The sequence below is a fragment of the Cognatishimia sp. SS12 genome (assembly GCF_028369055.1).
Classification (GTDB): Bacteria; Pseudomonadota; Alphaproteobacteria; order Rhodobacterales; family Rhodobacteraceae; genus Cognatishimia.
Window position 1 is genome coordinate 219,308 of the sequence record NZ_JAQNCZ010000003.1, and the last position, 19,020, is coordinate 238,327.

The following is a 19,020-nucleotide window of genomic DNA, read 5'->3' on the forward strand; positions in this document are numbered from 1 at the left end:
CACGGCCAAAATAACGACGCCCGCCGAATCTGGCGGGCGCCCTGCCCCGCCGCTTAGGCGCGCACGAATCTCTCAGCAGCGCCCCCCGCCAAATGGGTCATGCGGCCACCGACAATCGTGGCTTCGATACGGCGGCTTTCTGGGTCCAGCACCACCAGATCCGCACGTGCCCCGACGTTAATTTCACCCCGATCGGCCAATCCAAGCAAACTGGCAGGCCCGCCGCTGACCAAATGCCAAGCCGCCGCAAAGGGCAGCACCCCGGGATCTGACAGCGCAAAGGCCGCCTGTTTCAGCGCCGGATAATGATAGTCAGACGCCAGCGCATCACAGAGCCCGTCGGCGATCAGATCCACAGCCGACACATTGCCGGAATGGGAACCGCCGCGCACCACATTCGGGGCCCCCAGAATGATGTGCCCCCCTGCGGCGCGGGTGGCCTCAGCGGCAAGGTGCGTCTCGGGGAACTCCGCCAGATTGGCACCCAATGCGCGGGCAGCGTCACAATCCTGCGCGGTGGCATCATCATGGGTGCCAAGGCGCAATCCGCGCGCGCTCAGCCGCGCCGCCAGCGCCGCCAAAGCGGCGGGCACCTCATCGCGCTGATCATGCAGCGCCTGCAACATCGCAAGATGGTTTTCCGGGCTGCGCCCGCTTTTCAGCGCCTGCCCGGTCAGACGCGGCGGGCGTTTTCCCTTGGCCAGCGCAGCATGCGGCAGGTGATCGTTGAACACCACGTAAGGCACTGAAAACGCAGCCACCAACTCTTCGAAGGCGGCATATTCCTTGAGAAGATGGGTCTCAAAGCGCAGCTGCACCAGCGTCTCGGTCAGCAGATCTGCCTTGGCGTGGGCGGCCAGAAACCGCGCCGCGAAATCAGGCCCGCGCATGCCACCTTCCCAGCTGAAAAACTGCGCCAAGGTCGCTGTGCCAATGCCATTGCTGGCCAGCTCGGCATCCATCGAGATCAGCCCCTGCCCCAGATCTTTCATCGCGCCACGGCGCGGGGCCAAGTGGCGCTCAAACCCGTCGCCATGAATATCGACACAGGCAGGCAGAACCCAGTAGCCGGACAGATCAACACTGCGCCCGTGCCCGGCGGCGGTCAGCTTGCCTTCGGCCAGGCCGATCTCGCCGGGCTGCATGTGCCCATCGGCCAGAATCTGTGCGCCTTGCAACGTGAGGGTGAGGGTCATGGCGGTACTCGTTTGCTCGTCTGGAAACTCCCATAGCGCATCGCGGCGCGCAGGGAAATGTGGCGCGCACGCCTGCGCCGTGCCAGGACCCTTATGCCAAAGCCACATGACCCTATGCAAAAGTGGCATTTGCCAATTCCCCATGCTCTCTGGTTTGTTTTTGCACAGGGAGACCAGTGGTGACGGTATGCGCAGATCCCTCGTGTGGAGCGACACGATGCGCAAGCGTCCCCAAACGACCAACAGCCTGTCGCTGCTGTCTTCCGCCGCTGCTGCACGACTCCCGTGAGCACGGGCCGCATGGCCCGATCGAAATGGCATCACTGCGCCCCGGCTGATCAGCCGTGCGCGCGGCTGCCCAAGTTGAAACAGGGAACCATATGAGACAGACAACCAAACTCGCCCTTGCCCTCAGCCTCACCACTGCGCTGACCACAGCCGCTTTTGCCGCGGAGGTTCCGGCAGGAACAAACCTCGCCGAGGATCAGACCTATACCTATCGCCTGCTGGATGAATCCTCCTCGCTGGATCCGCAGCTGGTCGAAGATACCGATGGCTCCGGCATTGTACGCGACCTGTTTGAAGGGCTGTACAATCAAGACGGCCAAGGCAACCGCGCACCCGGCGTCGCGCTGAGCCATGAAGTGTCTGACGACAACATGACCTATACATTCACCCTGCGCAAAGATGCCAAATGGTCCGATGGCACCCCGGTGACCGCTGGCGATTTCGTCTATGCCTGGAAACGCGCCGTGACCCCGGAACTGGCCTCGCCCTATGCGTGGTACATGGAGCTGATGTCGATCAAAAACGGCGCAGAGATTATTGCCGGTGACAAAACCCCAGACGAGCTTGGCGTGTCGGCCCCTGATGATCATACCTTTGTGGTCCAGCTGTCCCAGCCGCTGCCGTATTTTGCTGACATGGTCGCCCATGCCACCACATTCCCGGCCCCCAAATGGGTGATCGACGCGCATGGCAATGAATGGACCTTGCCAGAAAACATCGTGGGCAACGGCGCCTATGTGCTGACCGAACACGTGCTGAAAGAGCGCTCGGTGCGCGAACGCAACCCGATGTATTGGGACAATGACAACACCGTTCTGGAAAAAGTCGTTGCTCTGGTGATCGGCGATGACGCGCAGGGTCTGACCCGCTATCGCGCCAACGAGCTGGACAAGACCGACATCCCCGCCGGTCAGTACCCCGCCCTGAAAGAAGAGCTGCCGGACGAGGCCATCGCAGTGCCGCGCCTGTGCAACTATTACTTCTCCTACAACTTGGACAGCGGCCCAGAGGCCTTCCAAGATGTGCGTGTGCGCAAAGCGCTTGCCCTGGCATTGGATCGCGAAGTCATCGTCAATCAGGTGCTGCAAGGCGGTCAATTCCCAGCCTACAACTTCACCCCGGCGGCCACTGCGGGCTTTGACGTGCCCGAGATCGACTATGCGGCCATGACCCAGCAGGAGCGCGATGCCAAGGCGATGGAACTGATGGCCGAGGCAGGTTATGGCAAAGGCGGCGAGCCACTGGCCTTCACCTATCTTTACAACACCTCCGAAGCGCACCAGCAGGTCGCGATTGTGGCCACGCAGATGTGGAAACAAAAACTGGGTGTGGATGTGACGCTGGAAAACCAGGAATGGAAAGTCTTCCTTGAAAACCGTGGCAACCAGAACTTTGAAATGGCCCGCGGCGCATGGTGCGGGGATTACAACGAAGCCTCAACCTTCCTTGATCTTCTGGTCTCCTCCTCTGGCTATAACGATGCCAAATACAACAACGCCCGCGTGGATGAGTTGATGGCAAAGGCGAAATCCTCCAAGGAGGCAGGCCCGCTCTATACCGAGGTAGAGCAGATCCTGGCCGAAGAAATGCCTGTCATTCCGGTCTATCACTACTCGGCCAACATGATGTTGAAATCCAACGTCAAAGGCTGGCCGGTCGAGAACGTGCAGCAGAAATATTACTCCAAAGACATGTACAAAGTCGCGGAATAATCCTGCCGATCTGACCCTTAACCCTTGCCCCGCCGCTCAAATGCGGCGGGGCATTATGAGGTTTCCATGCTCAATTATACCCTGCGCCGCCTGATGGCGGTGATCCCCACCATTCTGATCCTGATTGTGTTCTGCTTCTTCCTGATGCGCCTTGCGCCGGGCGGGCCGTTCACATCCGAACGCCCCCTGCCGCCCGCCGTGATGAAAAACGTGCTAGAGCGCTATGGGCTGGACGAGCCGCTCTATGTGCAGCTCTGGACCTATTTGAAGAATATCATCCTGCATTTTGATTTCGGCCCCAGCTTTTCCCAGAAGGACCGCACCGTGAACGACCTGATTGCACAGGGTTTTCCGGTGACGCTGACCTATGGGTTCTTCTCGGCGCTCTTTGTCTTGGCGCTGGGTGTGCCGCTGGGCGTGATTGCCGCGCTGCGCCACAACAGTTTCTGGGATTACGTGATGACGGGTCTGGCGATCTTTTCGCAGATCTTCCCCAACTTTGTTCTCGCGCCGATCATGGTGCTGCTCTTTACGCTCAGCTGGGGGCTGTTGCCCGGCGGCGGCTGGAACGGCGGCCAATGGCCCTATGTGATCATGCCCGCCGTGGCGCTTGGCACATCTTACATGGCCTCGGTGGCGCGGCTGACGCGCGGCTCGCTTTTGGAAACGCTCAGCGCGGGATACATCCGTACCGCCCGCGCCAAGGGGCTGCCGGAACGCACCGTGCTGATCCGCCATGCGCTGAAACCGGCGCTCTTGCCGGTGATTTCCTACATGGGGCCGGTCTTTGTCTATATGATCACCGGCTCGGTCTTTATCGACATCTTCTTTTCCACCGGCGGCATTGGTCAGAACTTTATCGATGCGGCCTATACCCGCGACTACGCGGTGATCCTGGGCCTCGCGATCCTCTATTCGGTCCTGACCTTCGCGCTCTTGCTGATCGTTGATTTGATCTACGCCTGGATTGACCCAAAAATACGGAGCGGCCTCTGATGCGCGCAAAGAAAATCATGAGCAGCCCCGAATTTGCGCAGGCTGCCGCAGAAGAAATGATCAACAGCCGGTCCTTTTGGGCAGATGCCCGTATCCGGTTTTTCAAGAACAAGATGGCGGTGATCTCGGTGACGCTGTTGTTTGGCCTCGTGCTGTTTGCCAGCTTTGGCCAGTTCTTTGCGCAGTGGAGCTATGAAGAAATCGACTGGTCCGTGCTGGGCCGCGTCAAAGAAGCGGGCGGGCCGAGCCTTGAGAACGGCCATTACTTTGGCGTCGACGAGCTGGGCCGCGATCTTTACGCGCGCGTGGTGCAAGGCAGCCGGGTTTCGCTGCTGGTGGGCTTTCTTGCGGCTATCATCGCGGTCTGCATCGGGGCCACCATGGGGGCCATCGCCGGCTATTACGGCGGGCGCACCGATCAGATCATCGTCGGCGCACTGAACATCACCTTGTCGATCCCTTACATCATCTTCTTTGTGGTCTGGCAGGCCTTCTTTGGCCGCTCGCTGATGCAGATGATCTTGGTGATGGTAATCATCAACTGGACCGCCGGATTGCTGATTGTGCGTGGCCAAGTGCAGACGCTGAAGAACAAAGAGTTTGTCGACGCGGCCCGCATGCTGGGCATGAGCGACGCCAAGATCATCTTTAAGCACATCCTGCCCAATATGCTGTGGGTGATCGTGATCTACATGTCGATCTCGATCCCGGAAATGATCATGTATGAAAGCCTTGTGTCCTTCTTGGGTGTGGGCATTCAAGAACCCAACACCAGCTGGGGCGCGCTGATTTCCGAAGGCGCGAAAACCATGACCTTCGGCACGCTTTGGCAGCTGCTCTATCCGGCCGCCTTCTTCGTGATTGCCCAGGTTTCACTTTATTATATCGGGGACGGGCTGCGCGATGCGCTCGACCCAAAGGAGCGCTCATGACCCTGCTCTCTGTGCAAGATCTCAGCATCCGTTTTCGCACGCCTGATGGTTATGTGCATGCGGTGAACAACGTCAGCTTTGATATCGAGGAAGGCGAAAAACTGGCCGTGGTCGGCGAAAGCGGCTCTGGCAAATCGCAAATCGCGCTGGCGATCCTGGGGCTGCTGGCCAATAACGCCGAAGCCTCCGGGCGAATTCTTTACAAGGGCCAGAACCTTCTGGATCTGCCCCGGCGCGAGATGAACAAGATCCGCGCCAAGGAAATCAGCATCATCTTTCAGGATCCGATGAGCTCGCTCAACCCGTACATGACGGTGGAGCGGCAGCTGAATGAAATCCTTGAGCTGCACGAAGGTCTGCGCGGGCGCGCCGCGCGCAGCCGGGTGCTTGAGGTCATGGAAGCGGTGCAGATCCCCGATGCCAAAAACCGGCTGAAAAGCTACCCGCATGAGTTTTCCGGCGGTATGCGGCAGCGGATCGTCATTGCCATGGCGCTGCTCTGTCGGCCGAAATTGATCCTGGCAGATGAACCGACAACCGCGCTGGACGTGACCGTGCAGGCGCAGATCATGCACCTGCTGGAAGATATCCAGAAAGAGTACGGCAGCTCGATCATGTTGATCACCCATGATCTGGGCGTTGTGGCCGGGTTCTGCAATGAAACGCTGGTGCTTTATGGCGGCCGGGTGATGGAACGCGCGGGCACAGCGGCGATTTTCGCCGCCCCCGCCCATCCTTATACCCGCGGGTTGATGCGGGCCGTGCCCAATATCCATGACCCCAGCGCCACGTTGCAAAGCATTCCGGGCCAGCCGCCCAACCAGACCAGACCGCTGGTGCATTGCCCCTTTGCCGGGCGCTGCGGCGACTCGCTTGAGGCCTGTTTTGACATCCTGCCCGAGCTGTCCCCAGCCCCGCATCAACGCGCCTGCATCCGCGCCGTGGAGGAACTGACATGACATCCGAAATGATCTCCGTTCAGGATCTTGCGGTGCGATTTACCGCCAATCAAACCAAGAAATGGCCCTGGTCTAAACCCGGCGTGGTCAAGGCGGTCAATGGCGTCAGCTTTGCCGTCAACCGCGGGCAGACGCTGGGCATCGTTGGCGAAAGCGGCTGCGGGAAATCCACGCTGGTGCGGGCCATCGCGGGGCTGGTGAAACCCAGTCACGGCACGGTGCGCGTTGGCGGCAAAGTGGTGGATTACAGCCGCCGCAAAGAAGTCATCGCCCTACGCCGCCAGGTGCAGATGATCTTTCAGGATCCGGTCGCCTCGCTGAACCCGCGCATGACCATTCGCGACATTATCGCAGAGCCTCTGGTGATGTTCTTTCCCGAGATGAACGGCGAGGCCCGCGAAACGCGGGTGCATGCGCTGCTGGATCGGGTCGGCATTCCGCGCCGCAACGCCAACCGCTATCCGCATGAATTTTCCGGTGGGCAATGTCAGCGCATCGGTATCGCGCGGGCGCTGGCGGCAGAACCCAAGGTGCTGCTGTGTGACGAGCCGGTCTCGGCGCTCGATGTGTCCATTCAGGCGCAGGTGGTTAACCTGCTGCAGGAATTGCAGGCCGATATGGGGCTGACGCTGATCTTTGTGGCCCATGATCTGGGTGTTGTGCGCCATATCTCGGACGAGATCCTGGTGATGTATCTGGGCGGTATGATGGAGCAAGCCCCCGCCGATGCGCTGGTGGCGCGCCCCACCCATCCCTATACGCGCGCGCTCTTGTCGGCGGTGCCGGTGCCTGACCCAAGCCAGCGGATCACGCCGCAGGTACTGGATGGCGATCTGCCCAGCCCGCTCAACCTGCCGCAGGGCTGCCTGTTTCAATCCCGCTGCCCTGCGCGGCTGCCGGAATGCGCCACCACGCGGCCCGATCTGAAACGCGACGGGCGGCATTATCGCGCCTGCTTGCTAGAGGCTTCCTGATCATGAGCCGGGGCGTTTTGTTGGTTTCGACAGAGCGCCCCGCGCCCGAGAACAGCCCAAAGCAGACCTTATCCGCGGATAAGGTTTTTGCCACTTAAGGCGCTGATATTAAAAGTTAATTTTACGTTTTCATCGCGAACGCCCGTGCCGCAACGGGTGTCAAATGCTCAGCAACCGATGTTTTTGCAATAGCTCAACCATCATGACTTTGGCATTCTGGCGGTGCGCGCGGTGAATTTCATGGGCCATCTGCGGATCGCCGGATTTAATCGCCTCATAGACGCGGCGGTGATCTTCGTTTGATTTCACAGGCAGCGCCCGCATGAACAATGTCACGGCGCGCGCGCGGCGCACCTGATCGTTCATCATTTCAAAGATCAGAAGGACCCGTGAATTGCCCCCAAGGCGCACCAGTTCACTGTGGAACTGATCGTCATATTGCGCCCATTTCTCCAGGTTGTTCTCAGCAACCGCGACTTCCATGTTTTCAATGGCATCGGACAGCCCGGCCAGATCTTTGTCGCCATAGGATTTGCCGGCGGCCTGACGCGCGGCAAGGCATTCAAGCTCTGTCAGCACATCGTAGATTTCGGCCATATCATCGGGCGAAATGGGTAGAATACGCACGCCTTTGCGGGGGCGCAGCTCTAGCAGTCCCTGACTTTCCAGCATCAGGGCCGCCTCGCGCACCGGGGTGCGTGACACGCCCAGACGCTGGGCCAACTCGCTTTCGAGATGATCAGAACCGGGGGCCAATTCGCCGGAAAAGATCATGTCGCGCAGCGCGAAAAAAGCCCGCTGCATGTTCGAAGGCGGTTTGTCCGATGGTGCTGTCACTCTGTCTCCAACTTCAGTTTGCGCCCGCTGGCTGCAGACTCATAGATTGCCTCTTCGATTTCAACCACCTTCAGGTAGCTGGCCGCGTCATTTTCAAAGGGGCCGCCTGACAGAAGGCCAGAAATGACGTGGGACTGCAAGTGATGCACGCAGTCGCCGCCAAATCCGTCCCAGTCGTCTGGCACCAGCAGGCAACTGGGCGCGATGGCCCCGAAACGGCGCAGCCAAAGCGATCCGTCCCCTTTCAGGGCGATGCTGCCCTCGGTGCCTTCCAACAAAGCCTCGCCCATGGTGCGCCGATGATTGTCGGCGGCGTGATCCAGATTGCGATTGCCATCAAACAGCGCGCGCACCCCACCGGGGTGCTCGGACAGGATATAGCCCGCATCTTCGCCTGCAATGACCGGGTTCACCCGCCGCAGATCGGCATAGACCGACAGCGGATCGCCCAGCAAATAGCGGAAGGTATCCACCCAATGCACGGCGGTTTCATGCACCAGAAACCGCTGCATCTGCTGAAAATAGGGCTGGCGGTCCAGATAGGCCTCCGGCCCCTGCCCGTCACCAGGACGCAGCCGGAAGGTCAGCTGTTGCACCTGCCCAACCTCGCCGCGATCCAGCGCAGATTTCAGCGCGCGATACCAGGGCTGAAAGCGAAAGTTTTCATGTACCACGATGGTCGCCCCTGCGGCATCGGCCAGGGCCACCATCGCGCGCGCTTCGGCCAGATCCCGGCAAAAGGGCTTTTGGCAGATCAAGGTCTTGATGCCTGCGTCCAGCGCGATGCGAATGCTGTCGGCATGGGCGACAGGCGGCAGGATGATATCCAGCACATCGGGCTGCGTGTCCGCCAGCATGACAGCCAGATCATCATAGGCGGGCAGCCCCGTGGCGCGCGCCTTTTCGATGTCGCGGTTACACGAGCCGACCAAGGTCACCTCGGCCATGCGCGCCCAGCTGCCATAGTGAAACTGGCTGAAATATCCCGCGCCCGCGCAGGCGACCTTGATCTTGCCTGTCATGCCACCTCCAGCACCAGCTGGGCCTGAACAGCGGTGGCCGCCTCGGCCGTGCCCGCCGTACCGCCCAGATCGCGGGTCAGAACCTTACCCTCGGCCACCACCGCCTCAACCGCTTCGCGCAGGCGTTTGCCATCGGCTGCCATTTCGGCGTTGTCATGTTTGATGCCGAGCCAATCGAGCATCATCGCCGCAGAGAGGATCATCGCAAAGGGGTTCGCCACACCTTGTCCGGCAATGTCGGGGGCGGAGCCATGGCAGGGCTGGAACACCGCGTTGTCCAGACCGATATCGGCTGAAGGGGCCAGACCCAGACCGCCCATCAGCCCCGCGCCCAGATCGGACAGAATGTCGCCAAACATGTTTTCGGTGACCAGCACGTCAAACTCCCACGGCTTTTGCACCATCCATAGCGCGGTGGCGTCGACGTAGGCGTGATCTGCTGTCAGATTTGGATGTTTGGCTGCCTCAGCGTCAAAGATATCGCGGAAGAAGGCAAAGGCGCGGAAGACGTTGGCCTTGTCGACACAGGTCACGCGCCCCGGGCCACGGCCCTGCGCTTTGCGTTGATTGGCCAGCTCAAAGGTAAAGCGGAAGAGTTTTTCGGAAATATCGCGGGTGATCAAAAGCGTTTCACGCGCCTCATTCTCTGTCACCTCGCCATGGCCTTGCGAATAAAACAGACCTTCGGTGCTTTCGCGGATCAGCACAAAATCAATCTCTTTGCCCTTGGGCATGTTCAAGGGCGTGCTTTGGCCCGCACGCACCGTAACAGGACGCACACCGGCAAAGAGCGTCAGCGCTTTGCGCAGGTCGATTTGCGGCGAAATTTCGGTGCCATCGGCATAGCGCACATCGGGCAATCCCATCGCGGAAAGGAGAATCGCATCCGAGCGGCGCGCTGTTTCCATTGAGGCCGACGGGAGAGATTCGCCGGTCTTGGCGTAATGCGCGGCGCCTGCTGCAGCGTCCGTAAATTGCAGCGTGTATCCCGAAGCGCGGTCCGACAGGGCCTGCAGAATTTTCACTGTAGGATCAGTGATTTCCGGGCCAATGCCATCCCCAGCAAAAACTGCAATTTCAAAAGTGCTCGTCATAGTTCCGCGTTCCTTCCTGTGCCCTGTTTGGCAGGTTTTCCTGCACCGGGCCATTAAAAAATTTGACATCGCATTAATTAATGCATACGCAATTAGATGCAACTAAAAACGCATTGTGTCTGGGAGGACAAGAATGGAACTCAAATTTGCGAAGCTCATGAGTGTGGCTGCCGTAGTCACTGGCTTGGCGGGGGGCGCATTGGCGCAGGACTACCCGTATCGCGACATCACCACTGCTGTGGTTTGGGGCGCTGGCGGCGGCACTGACACCATCAACCGTATGATCATGGCAGAGATGGAAAAACACCTGCCCGTTTCAATCAACGTGACCAACCAAACCGGCGGCGTCGCGGGTTCAAACGGCATGGTCTATGTGATGAACCAGCCAGATGATGGCTATACTTTGGTGGGCCTGTCAGAATCCAACGTGACCGCAGCTGTGCAAGGCGGCTGGGACAAGAAATTTGACTATTGGTATCCCTTCATCGTCGGCGGCTCGCCTGATCTGATTTCGGTGCCTGCGAATTCACCCTACGCGACATTGGAAGAGCTGGTCGACGCCGCCAAAGCGGCCCCGGGCACCATCCCTGCGGCGGCCTCGGGTGCCGGGTCGATCCACCATTTGAACCTCTTGGCGATCCAGAACGGATCAGGTGCTGAATTCAAATTCGTGCCCTACAAAGGCTCCGCCCCCGGTCAAGAAGCGGCGATTGCAGGCGAAGTCGCGCTGGTGGTGACATCGCTGGCGGAACAAGCCGCGCTGATCGAAGGTGGCCAGCTGAAGCCATTGGCGATGCTGACACCGGACAGTGTTGAGATCGCGGGCATGACCGTGCCATCCGCCTTTGACAGCTATGATGGGCTCGACAAATATCTGCCGCTGAAACAGGCCATCGGCTTTGCGGTGCATAATTCGGCAAGCGATGACATCAAAGCCAAACTGGGCGCGGCTTTTGAAAAGGCCATCGCAGGCGAGGCCGTGGCCGAATGGGCCGCAGCCAACAACTATGATGTTGGCGGTCAATATGGCGAAGAAGCCTCTAAGATCTTCGCGACCCTAGAAGCCAACTTTGCCTACACCTTGCAAGAGCTGGGCGCTGCGACCGTTGATCCGGCCTCATTGGGTATCGAAAAACCATAAGCCTATCGGCAGATGACAGCGGAAGGGGCGCGAGCGCATCGCGCCCTTTCTGACGGCGTTTCGCACAGCACAGATCACCAGAGCGCATATTCAGGGAGGCTCGATTGACCACGAACCCGCATGAGGCTGACACCAGCCCGCTGCCCCCACCTTTTCCCGCATCGCAAACGCCCGCAGAGGCCCAGCAGGCGCTGGCCGTGCTGCGCGCCCGCGATTTCTGGGCCGCCATCGTGCTTTTTGTGCTGTCCATCTTCTTTCTGTGGCGCACGTCGTTCATCCCGCTCTGGGGCGCAAACCGCGCCGGTGTCAGCGGATCAGACTGGTATAATTCCGCCGCCATTGTGCCGCTCGGCATTTTTACCGGGCTGTTGCTGCTGTCTGCTGTGCTGATGGTGGTGGCTGTACGCGACGGCGGGGCCAAACGGGCGCTGAGCGCGGTTGGCATCGGCTGGCACCCAGGCGAAGCGCTGCGTTTTGGCACCATTGCGCTGATCTTGTTCTTTTACATTGCGGGGCTTGTGCCGCGCGTAGATTTCATCTTGGGGTCAGGCCTGCTGATCACTGCGCTGATCTATGGCTATCACGGCGGACATCCTAAACGCATGATGCTGGCCGCCGCGGTGCTTTCACTGGCTGGAAGCTACGCCATGATCCGCCACCTGCCGCAATCTGAATGGACGGCCCATGACGATGATTGGTTGGTGCTGATCCTTTGGGCGGCGCTCACGATCTGGGTCTTTATGCGCGAGCGGCAGTCGCGGGTGCACCGCGCCATTCCGATCATTGCTGTGATCGCCCCCACCCTGTTGGTCTGCGCCATGGCCTTTGGCTTTCGCCAGAACGTGCCCAACCGAGGCGGGCTGCTCTTTAAACAAATCGAATATCATTACTACGTGACGCTGAAACCGATCTGGAGCCAGAAATAATGGACTTTGTACTTTCCCAACTGGTTGGATTTGGTGGCGCGTTTGTCGCGTTGGTGGTGGATCCGCTGACCTATGTCTATCTTGTGACCTCGGTCTTTTTGGGCATCACATTCGGGGCGCTGCCCGGCCTCACGGCGACACTCGCCGTGACCATTCTGACCGGGTTCTTTGGCAATAAAATCCCGCTGGATTATTCGCTGATCGCGCTTTTGGGGGCTTATGTCGGGGCCATTTATGGCGGCTCTTACCCATCTATTTTGCTCAATATCCCCGGCACAGCCGCCTCTGCCGCCACGGCGATGGATGGGCACCCACTGGCCAAGGCTGGCCGCGGTGGCGAAGCGCTGGGGCTGACCACAACCGCCAGCTTTATCGGCACCTTGATTGGCACTGTGGCGCTGCTGATTTTTGTCTGGGTCTTGCTGCTGGTGTCAAAAAACATCGCCAGCCCGGAAAAGGCCTTGCTGGCGCTCTTTGGCATCCTGCTGTCGGGCACGCTTATGTCCGAAGATCTGGTGATCAAAGGCTGGATCGCCGGGCTGATCGGGCTGGCGATGGCCATGGTGGGCATGGACCCGCTGTTGTCAGAACCGCGCTATACCTTTGGCTGGTCTTACATGCTGTCGGGGTTTCAGGTTGTGCCTGTTCTGATGGGGGCCTTTGCGGTGCCGCAGATCATCGAGGGGCTGCGCCATGTCGAGGCGGGCAAAATGATTGCCCTTCAGGGGCGCATCCTGCCCAATCTGGCGGCCGTGCGTCGCCACCTGCCAACCATCACCCGCTCTGGCGTGATTGGCACCGGCGTCGGGGCCCTGCCCGGGGTCGGCGAGGATGTGGCGGGCTGGGTGTCTTATGGGGTTGGCAAGACCGTCTCGCCCGACGGCAAGAACTTTGGCAAAGGCTCGCTGGAGGGATTGTTGTCGTCTGAGACCGCCAACAACGCCTGTATCGGCGGCGCGTTGATCCCGCTGTTGGTGCTGGGCATTCCCGGCTCTCCGCCCGCAGCGGCGCTGATGGGGGCGTTTAAGATCAACAACGTGATCCCCGGCCCGACCATTGACCCCAATATCATCCTGCGCGTTGTCGCGATCATGGTGCTGGCGTCGTTCACCATGTGGATTTTGGGGCTGTTTACCGCGCGCATCTTCATAAAGATCCTGCGCATCCCGCAGACCGTCTTTCTGCCCGTTGTCATGGTGCTGACCGCCATTGGCTCCTTCTCAGTGGGCGGCGGGATCAACGATCTTTACCTGATGCTGGGGGTTGGCGTTGTGGCCTATTTCATGAACCTGATGAAATACCCGATTGCGCCGCTGGTAATTGGTGTGATCCTTGGGGGGTTATTTGATGAGACCTTCCGCCGGTCACTGTTTTTGTCTGACGGTGATCTAGGGGTCTTTGTATCGCGCCCCGGCGCAGCCATTCTTCTGACCCTCAACGTCGCTTTGATCAGCGCGCAAATCCCGGCCCTGCGCCGCGCCTTTGCCAATCTTCGCCGAAAGGAAGCCTGATGTACGCAGTTTGTGTGACATTTACCCTAAAGCCCGGCCAGACCGAGGCGTTTCTGCCGCTGATGATCGAAAACGCCCGGCAGTCGCGCGCGCTGGAAGTGGGCTGCCAGCAGTTTGATGTCTGCCGTGCAGGGGATGTGGTGTTCCTTTATGAGATCTATGATGATCGCGCCGCCTTTGATCTGCACCTTGCCGCGCCGCATTTCAAAAGCTTTGATGCAGCGGTGGGTGCCATGGTCGCCGACAAGCAGGTAACAACATTTGACGAGGTGCTGCGATGACAACAGATACAGACCAATGGGAAATCTACGCGGTCAAATACGCCGATCGCAATGCGCGCACCCGTGCGGATAGTTTTATCTTTGACGACAATCACGACGCGCCCCATGCGATGGATTATTTCATGTGGCTGCTAAAAAACGGCACGCGCACGATCTTGGTTGACACTGGCTATGACCATGATGAGGCCGCCAAACGCGGCCGCCCCATTCGGCTTGATCCCCGCGAGGCTTTGGCCCCGTTTGACCTAACACCCGAAGACATCACCGAGGTGATCGTCACCCATCTGCATTATGATCACGCGGGCGGGCTGGCACTGTTTCTCAATGCGCATATCCATCTGCAAGCGGCGGAAATGGCTTTTGCCACCGGCCCCTGCATGTGTCACGACACGCTCAAAGCGCCATTCACCGCCGGACACATCTGCGAGGCGGTGACGCGGCTTTATCGCGGCAAGCTGAGTTTCCATGACGGCGACAGCCAGATTGCCGAGGGCGTGACTGTGCATTGCATTGGCGGTCATTCGCGCGGGCTGCAATGCGTGCGGGTGCGCACGCAATCGGGCTGGATGGTGCTCGCTTCGGATGCGGCGCATTACTATGAGAATTTCATGGCCCGCAAACCTTTTCCGATCGTGGTGGACCTGCAGGATATGCTGGACGGGTTTGACACGCTGTTGCGGCTTGCCAGCACGCCAGAGCTGATTATTCCCGGCCATGACCCGCTGGTGCGCCAGATATTTGCTGAAGACCGCGCCCCCCATATTCACCGGCTGGATATCGGCCCCATTGCGGAGTTGCCCAAATGAAGCTTGGCATCATTGCAGATGATTTCACCGGCGCATCAGACATTGCGCTGACCTTGGCCGAGGCCGGCATGCGCGTGACCCAGTTTATCGGTGTGCCCAGTGCCCCCGCCCCGGCCACACTGGAGGCCGGGGTTGTCGCGCTGAAATCGCGCACCGCCCCCGTAGACACAGCGATCCGCGACAGTCTGGCGGCCTGTGATTGGCTGATCGCGCAGGGTGCAGAGCAAATTGTACTCAAAGTCTGCTCGACCTTTGATAGCACCGCAGAGGGTAATATTGGCCCGGTGCTTGAAGCCTTGGCTGAACGGCTGGATGCGCGGCAGATTCTTGTCTGCCCGGCTTTCCCTGAAAACGGCCGCTCGGTCTATCAAGGGCATTTGTTTGTGAATGACGTTTTGCTGAATGAAAGCGGCATGCAGGATCACCCGCTGACGCCCATGCGCGACGCCGATTTGCGCCGCGTTTTGGGCGCGCAAACCAGCTGGCCGGTGGCGCATGTGCCCGCGCAGATCGTGAGCCAAGGCCCTGATGCGATCAGCGCGGCCCTGCCCAAGCGCCCTGCGATGGTGATCGTCGACGCCATCGAGGACAAAGACCTAAAAACCATTGGCGCAGCGGCAAAAGGGGTGAAACTGCTGTGCGGCGGCTCTGGTATTGCGCTGGGTCTGCCCGCAAATTTCAACGCCAGCCCAGCGCCGCCCGCGTGGCAGGCAACTCGGGGCAAAGGTGTGATTATGTCCGGATCTTGTTCGCGCGCGACCCGCGCGCAGGTTGCGGCCTATCGCAAAGAAAATGCCGCATTAGAAATCGCCGCCGAAGATGTCATGAGCGGCAAGGTCACCGCTGCCACTGTGGCTGATTGGGTAAATGCCCAACCCGGCGTGCCGCTGGTCTATTCCTCGGCGGACCCCGATGTCGTGCGCGCTGCGCAAGATCGGTTTGGCGCAGGTGCCGCCGCCAGCGCCATCGAGGCGCTGTTTTCAGAATTGGCCCATGTGCTGGCAGAACAGGGCACCGCACGCATCGTGGTGGCGGGCGGTGAAACATCTGGCGCGGTGGTCAAAGGGTTGAACGCCAAGGCCCTGCACATCGGGCCGCGCATTGCGGCGGGTGTGCCGATTGTGCAACTGGCAGATCGGCCCATTGCGCTGGCGCTGAAGTCGGGCAACTTTGGCGCAGAAGATTTCTTTGAAACGGCATTAACCTTAATGGAGACGGCGCAATGAGCGAAGAAGCCCGCGCCCGCGAGGACATCTGCAAGATCGCCAAGTCGATGTTTGATCGTGGGCTGACCTGCGGGGCTTCAGGCAATATTTCGGTGCGCTTGTCAGATGGCAGCTTTCTGGTCACGCCAACCGGCTCATCCATGGGGTTTCTCGACCCGGCGCGTATTTCGCATATGGACGCAAAGATGCGCCATCTGGGCGGCGACAAACCCACGAAAGAGATCCCGCTGCATGCCGCCTTTTATGACACGCGCGCAGAAACTGGCGCCGTGGTGCATTTGCATTCCACCCATTCGGTGGCGCTGTCGATGTTGCCTGAAACCGACCCAGACAATGTGCTGCCGCCCCTGACACCCTATGGCATCATGCGGCTTGGTAAGGTGAAGCTCTTGCCGTTTTTCCTGCCCGGTGATGCAGGCATGGGCGAAGCGGTGCGCGGCCTTGCGGGCCGACGCTCTGCCGTCCTGCTGGCCAATCACGGACCGGTGGTGGCGGGCAAAGACCTCTGGGCTGCGGCCTATGCCACCGAAGAGCTGGAGGAGACCGCCAAGCTGAGCCTGCTGACGCGCGGCCTTTCGCCCAAGATGCTGAGCGATGCCGAAGTAGAGGCGGTTGTCACCAAATTTGAGGTCGACTGGTAGGCGCTGCGCGCTGCCCTACTCGTCCTTGCTGCGGCGAAAGGCTTTGGCGACCACGCCGAGTTTGGACATGCGATCATAAAGCGTGTTGCGCGGAATGCCGAGCGCCTCGGCGGCCTCGGCCACGCGGCCATTGGCCGCCAGCATGGCCTGCTCGATGATTTTCTTTTCGTGAAATTCCAGCTTGTCCGCCAGCGTTTCGCCGGTGCTGTCATCCTGCAGCGCGTCAAGTTCCGTGCGCATGCTACGATTTTCCAGCACGGCGGCACGGTGGTTCAGCGCGCGGCGCAGGGTTGCCACCAGCGCATCAGGGTCACAGGGCTTTTCCAGATAATCATAGGCCCCCTGCTTGAGCGCCCGCATCGCCGTCGGCACATCGGAATGCCCGGTTAACAGCACCACCGGCAGATCCGCATCTCGCGCCAGTGCAAACTCCAGCACATCAAACCCTGTGTGATCGGGCATATGGATGTCCGACAGGATCACCCCGTTGAAATTGGACCGGATGCTGCGTCGCGCCTGGGTAAAGCCATTGGTGGGGATTGGCTCCAGATCCTCCAGTTCCAGCGTCTGCACAATTGAGGCGCGCAGAACCGGGTCATCTTCGATGATCAGAATTTTCTTAGACATCCTGAGTGTCCTCAAGCAATGGCAGGGTAATTTTGAATTCCGCCCCTTGGGCAAGATTGCGACAGCTGAGCTGCCCACCAAACTGCTGAATAATGCCCAGTGCCAGCGACAGGCCAAGGCCCAGTCCCTGCGAGGCCCCAAGGTTCTTGGTGGTGTAAAACGGCTCAAACACGCGATCCGGATCCTGAATGCCGCTGCCGGTGTCACGCACAGTCAGCGCAGCGCTTGACCCTGTGCTGTCCAGCGAGACCAAAAGGTTTTTGTCGGTGCTCGTCGCCATTGCGTCCATGGCATTGGTCAGCAGGTTCAGCACCACCTGCTCAAGGCGCACGCGCCCTGCCAATACATCCACGTCGTCGTCGGGCAAGGACAAAGACGCCGCCACCCCGGCCTTGGCCAGATCGGCAGCGACCAAACCATAGGCATTTTCCACCACGGCGCGAAAGCTGATCGGCTCGGTCGGCATCACCTCTTTGCGCGCAAAGGCGCGCAGGTTGTTGATGATCCGTGTCATGCGGCGCACCTGATCGCCGATCAGGGCCAGATTGTCGCTGACCGGGTCCACGCGCCCCTTGGCCAGAAACTTTCGCCCGTTTTCGGCAAAATTCAAGATCGCCGCCAAGGGCTGGTTCAACTCGTGGCTGATGCCCGCCGACAGACGCCCGAGCGCCGCAAGTTTTGAGGCCTCCACCAATTCGCCCTGCGCCTTGCGCAATTCTGCGGTCCGCGCCTCAACCCGCGCCTCCAGCGTGGCGGAATAATCGGCCTCAAACGCCAATTGCCGCCGTTGCTGCACCGCGATTGCACCGATGAGGCCAATCACGAGCGCGGTCGCCAAGGCCAAGGCAAAGCGCAGCCGGGCCGCTTCTTGCGCCGGGGCAACGCTGACAAAAATTTCGGCGCGCAAATCCAGCGGGGCGATGAACCGCTCCAGCCGCAGCACATCACCCTGACTATTGGCGGGCGGACCCAGCCGCCAAAGGGCATGTGGCCCCGGTTGCCGCAGGATCGGAAAGCCCCCCGCATCCGGCGCAGCCGTCAGGCTGAGACCCAACAGCTCTGGCCGGTTGGCGATGAAAGACTGATTGTCCGCGTCAAAAAACACCACTGGTTCTGGCGCAACCGGCCATTCAAATTCAAGCGCCGCCATTTCGGCAGAGACCACAACGACCCCCAAGGGCACGTGATCGGCGGTAAACAACCCGCGGGCAAAGCGCGTCAGGCGCACCCCGCCCTCGCGCACATGTTCAAATTCCAACCGCGCATTCAGCGCAGCTGCCATCAGGCGCGGCGTGACCTGCTGCCCCTCGCGTGCTGGGCCAGAAGAGGCGATGATGCGCCCTTGGGGATCCGCCAGATCAATGTGCCAGGCCCCATAGGTCAGCTGAAAATCTGCCAGCCAATCGCGCAGCTCGGCATCGGGTGCTGTGACCAGTGCGGTTTGCAGGATCGGCTCGTTTGCCAGCACATTGGCAAGTGTGCGAAACCCCGAGAGCTGCAGGCGCAGCGTGCTGGTGACTTCGCTCAGGCGCACCTGCCCGGCCTGCGCGGTCGCGGCAATGCCGCTGCTGAGAGCATTTTGATAGACCACCCAGGCCGCAGCAAAGCTGAGCATGACGTATAGAACTGCGATGAAAAAATACGTTCGAATCACAAAATCCCCGAGTCGCGACCCTGTTTTGCGCCGCAATTTCGGTGGGATCGCTGGAATGAAACTGTCCGAAATTTCGGAAAAAATGAAGGCCCTGAAAAAATTTTCGCCCCAAAGCCTTGAAATTACATAGAATAAAATAATGGCGACCCGAAACTTGAGCTAATGAAAGCCGCCTTGCTTAGTATGGTCCATCGCGC

The 19,020-nt window shown here is 59.9% G+C and carries 18 protein-coding genes; 12 read left to right on the plus strand and 6 right to left on the minus strand.

Annotated elements, in window-relative coordinates; translation table 11 throughout:
- Positions 1-53: 53 nt before the first annotated feature.
- Positions 54-1,196 (minus strand): alpha-D-ribose 1-methylphosphonate 5-triphosphate diphosphatase, encoded by a 1,143-nt coding sequence (locus tag N6L24_RS08170; RefSeq protein ID WP_271844182.1) that lies wholly within the window; start codon positions 1,194-1,196, stop codon positions 54-56.
- A gap of 380 nt (positions 1,197-1,576) precedes the next feature.
- On the opposite strand from N6L24_RS08170, the gene N6L24_RS08175 reads away from it, so the two are divergent.
- The 5 genes from N6L24_RS08175 to N6L24_RS08195 all read left to right on the plus strand — a co-directional run bounded on the left by N6L24_RS08175 (position 1,577) and on the right by N6L24_RS08195 (position 7,057).
- Complete coding sequence (locus tag N6L24_RS08175; protein ID WP_271844183.1) at positions 1,577-3,196, plus strand: peptide ABC transporter substrate-binding protein; 1,620 nt, start codon at positions 1,577-1,579, stop codon at positions 3,194-3,196.
- A 66-nt stretch (positions 3,197-3,262) separates the two neighbouring features.
- A complete protein-coding gene (locus tag N6L24_RS08180) occupies positions 3,263-4,192 on the plus strand; it encodes an ABC transporter permease subunit (RefSeq protein WP_271844184.1) in 930 nt (309 codons plus the stop codon).
- Positions 4,192-5,124: an ABC transporter permease gene (locus tag N6L24_RS08185; protein ID WP_271844185.1), complete on the plus strand. Its 933-nt coding sequence runs from the start codon at positions 4,192-4,194 to the stop codon at positions 5,122-5,124. The genes N6L24_RS08180 and N6L24_RS08185 overlap by 1 nt, the downstream gene beginning before the upstream one ends.
- Positions 5,121-6,083 (plus strand): ABC transporter ATP-binding protein, encoded by a 963-nt coding sequence (locus tag N6L24_RS08190; RefSeq protein WP_271844186.1) that lies wholly within the window; start codon positions 5,121-5,123, stop codon positions 6,081-6,083. The genes N6L24_RS08185 and N6L24_RS08190 overlap by 4 nt, the downstream gene beginning before the upstream one ends.
- The gene (locus N6L24_RS08195) at positions 6,080-7,057 is read left to right on the plus strand and encodes an ABC transporter ATP-binding protein (RefSeq protein ID WP_271844187.1); all 978 of its coding nucleotides are present in this window, start codon (positions 6,080-6,082) and stop codon (positions 7,055-7,057) included. Before N6L24_RS08190 ends, N6L24_RS08195 begins: the two co-directional genes overlap by 4 nt.
- A gap of 159 nt (positions 7,058-7,216) precedes the next feature.
- On the opposite strand, the gene N6L24_RS08200 is transcribed toward N6L24_RS08195, so the two are convergent.
- The 3 genes from N6L24_RS08200 to N6L24_RS08210 are packed head-to-tail and all read right to left on the minus strand — an operon-like array spanning position 7,217 to position 10,010.
- Positions 7,217-7,894, minus strand: a complete 678-nt coding sequence (locus N6L24_RS08200; protein ID WP_271844188.1) for a GntR family transcriptional regulator — start codon at positions 7,892-7,894, stop codon at positions 7,217-7,219.
- Positions 7,891-8,916, minus strand: a complete 1,026-nt coding sequence (locus N6L24_RS08205) for a Gfo/Idh/MocA family protein (protein WP_271844189.1) — start codon at positions 8,914-8,916, stop codon at positions 7,891-7,893. The genes N6L24_RS08200 and N6L24_RS08205 overlap by 4 nt, the downstream gene beginning before the upstream one ends.
- Positions 8,913-10,010 carry an isocitrate/isopropylmalate dehydrogenase family protein gene (locus N6L24_RS08210; protein WP_271844190.1) on the minus strand — a complete coding sequence of 366 codons (1,098 nt, stop codon included), beginning with the start codon at positions 10,008-10,010 and terminating at the stop codon, positions 8,913-8,915. Before N6L24_RS08210 ends, N6L24_RS08205 begins: the two co-directional genes overlap by 4 nt.
- Before the next feature lie 133 nt (positions 10,011-10,143).
- Between N6L24_RS08210 and N6L24_RS08215 the strand changes: the two genes are divergently transcribed.
- From N6L24_RS08215 to otnC, 7 genes are all read left to right on the plus strand, one after another.
- Complete coding sequence (locus N6L24_RS08215) at positions 10,144-11,151, plus strand: Bug family tripartite tricarboxylate transporter substrate binding protein (protein WP_271844191.1); 1,008 nt, start codon at positions 10,144-10,146, stop codon at positions 11,149-11,151.
- Between the two features lie 104 nt (positions 11,152-11,255).
- Positions 11,256-12,077 carry a hypothetical protein gene (locus N6L24_RS08220; RefSeq protein WP_271844192.1) on the plus strand — a complete coding sequence of 274 codons (822 nt, stop codon included), beginning with the start codon at positions 11,256-11,258 and terminating at the stop codon, positions 12,075-12,077.
- Positions 12,077-13,588, plus strand: coding sequence for a tripartite tricarboxylate transporter permease (locus N6L24_RS08225; RefSeq protein ID WP_271844193.1), 1,512 nt, complete (start codon positions 12,077-12,079; stop codon positions 13,586-13,588). The genes N6L24_RS08220 and N6L24_RS08225 overlap by 1 nt, the downstream gene beginning before the upstream one ends.
- Complete coding sequence (locus N6L24_RS08230; RefSeq protein WP_271844194.1) at positions 13,588-13,869, plus strand: putative quinol monooxygenase; 282 nt, start codon at positions 13,588-13,590, stop codon at positions 13,867-13,869. Before N6L24_RS08225 ends, N6L24_RS08230 begins: the two co-directional genes overlap by 1 nt.
- Positions 13,866-14,675 carry an N-acyl homoserine lactonase family protein gene (locus tag N6L24_RS08235; protein ID WP_271844195.1) on the plus strand — a complete coding sequence of 270 codons (810 nt, stop codon included), beginning with the start codon at positions 13,866-13,868 and terminating at the stop codon, positions 14,673-14,675. Before N6L24_RS08230 ends, N6L24_RS08235 begins: the two co-directional genes overlap by 4 nt.
- Positions 14,672-15,901: a 3-oxo-tetronate kinase gene (gene otnK / locus N6L24_RS08240; RefSeq protein ID WP_271844196.1), complete on the plus strand. Its 1,230-nt coding sequence runs from the start codon at positions 14,672-14,674 to the stop codon at positions 15,899-15,901. Before N6L24_RS08235 ends, otnK begins: the two co-directional genes overlap by 4 nt.
- Positions 15,898-16,542, plus strand: a complete 645-nt coding sequence (gene otnC, locus N6L24_RS08245; RefSeq protein WP_271844197.1) for a 3-oxo-tetronate 4-phosphate decarboxylase — start codon at positions 15,898-15,900, stop codon at positions 16,540-16,542. Before otnK ends, otnC begins: the two co-directional genes overlap by 4 nt.
- Before the next feature lie 15 nt (positions 16,543-16,557).
- Here the strand turns inward: otnC and N6L24_RS08250 are convergent, their stop codons facing one another.
- On the minus strand, positions 16,558-17,169 hold the full coding sequence (locus N6L24_RS08250; protein ID WP_271844198.1) for a response regulator: 612 nt from the start codon (positions 17,167-17,169) through the stop codon (positions 16,558-16,560).
- Complete coding sequence (locus N6L24_RS08255) at positions 17,162-18,823, minus strand: sensor histidine kinase (RefSeq protein WP_271844199.1); 1,662 nt, start codon at positions 18,821-18,823, stop codon at positions 17,162-17,164. Before N6L24_RS08255 ends, N6L24_RS08250 begins: the two co-directional genes overlap by 8 nt.
- Positions 18,824-19,020 lie beyond the last annotated feature (197 nt).